This window comes from Prescottella subtropica, from assembly GCF_005434945.1.
GTDB classification, from domain to species: domain Bacteria; phylum Actinomycetota; class Actinomycetes; order Mycobacteriales; family Mycobacteriaceae; genus Prescottella; species Prescottella subtropica.
Genome location: NZ_SKCH01000029.1, coordinates 6,473 through 7,633, shown reverse-complemented (window position 1 = coordinate 7,633; position 1,161 = coordinate 6,473). Strand labels below are relative to the sequence as shown.

1 pseudogene is annotated in these 1,161 nt (G+C 69.4%); it reads right to left on the bottom strand.

The window, feature by feature from the left end:
* Positions 1 to 1,123, bottom strand: a pseudogene (locus E0497_RS18205) (hypothetical protein); the annotation flags it as partial.
* Positions 1,124 to 1,161: the final 38 nt, after the last annotated feature.

The window sequence follows — 1,161 nt, the reverse complement described above, 5'->3', positions numbered from 1 at the left end:
CCAGAGCCGGGAGCGCGACGCTACCCAAATCCAAGTCACCACTGCCGGCGGTCAGATCGGAACTACCCGCGTCGGTGCCACCGTCACTACCGGTGCCACCGCTCGAACCGGCATCTGCACCCGCATCGCCGAGGCTGCCGGTCAGCAGATCACCCAGGCTGCCCAGATCGGAGCTGCCGGCGGGAAGTTCCGAGCTACCGGCGTCGGTTCCACCCTCGCTGCCGTTCCCGCCACTCGAACCGGCGTCACCGAGGCTGCCCGTCAACAGGCCGCCGAGTTCGAAGTCACCGCTGCCAGCATCCGTGCCACCGGTGCTGCCGCCGTCGCCGGCACTGCCGAGAGCACCGACGCTACCGAGGACCGGCAGGGCCAGGCTCCCCAACGGGAGCGCAAGGCTACCGAGCGGAATCGCCAGGCTGCCCAGTGCCGGAAGCGCGACGCTACCCAGATCCAAGTCACCGCTGCCGGTGGTCAGATCGGAGCTGCCGGCAGGAAGCTCGGAGCTACCGGCGTCGGTTCCACCCTCGCTGCCGTTCCCGCCACTCGAACCGGCGTCACCGAGGCTGCCCGTCAACAGGCCGCCGAGTTCGAAATCACCGCTACCCGCAGCCGGATCGGAACTACCCGCATCCGTGTCACCGGTGCTGCCGCCGTCTCCGGCACTGCCGAGAGCACCGGCACTACCCAGAGCCAGGCTCCCCAACGGAAGCGCAAGGCTGCCGAGCGGAATCGCCAGGCTTCCCAACGCCGGGAGCGCGACGCTACCCAGATCGAGATCACCGCTACCGGCGGTCAGATCGGAACTACCCGCGTCGGCGCCACCGTCACTACCGGTGCCACCGCTCGAACCAGCATCTGCACCCGCATCGCCGAGGCTGCCGGTCAGCAGATCACCCAGGCTGCCCAGATCGGAGCTACCGGCAGGAAGTTCCGAGCTACCGGCGTCGGTTCCACCCTCGCTGCCGTTCCCGCCACTCGAACCCGCGTCACCGAGGCTGCCCGTCAACAGGCCGCCGAGTTCGAAGTCACCGCTGCCAGCATCCGTGCCACCGGTGCTGCCGCCGTCGCCGGCACTGCCGAGAGCACCGACGCTACCGAGGACCGGCAGGGCCAGGCTCCCCAACGGGAGCGCAAGGCTACCGAGCGGAATCGCCAGGCTTC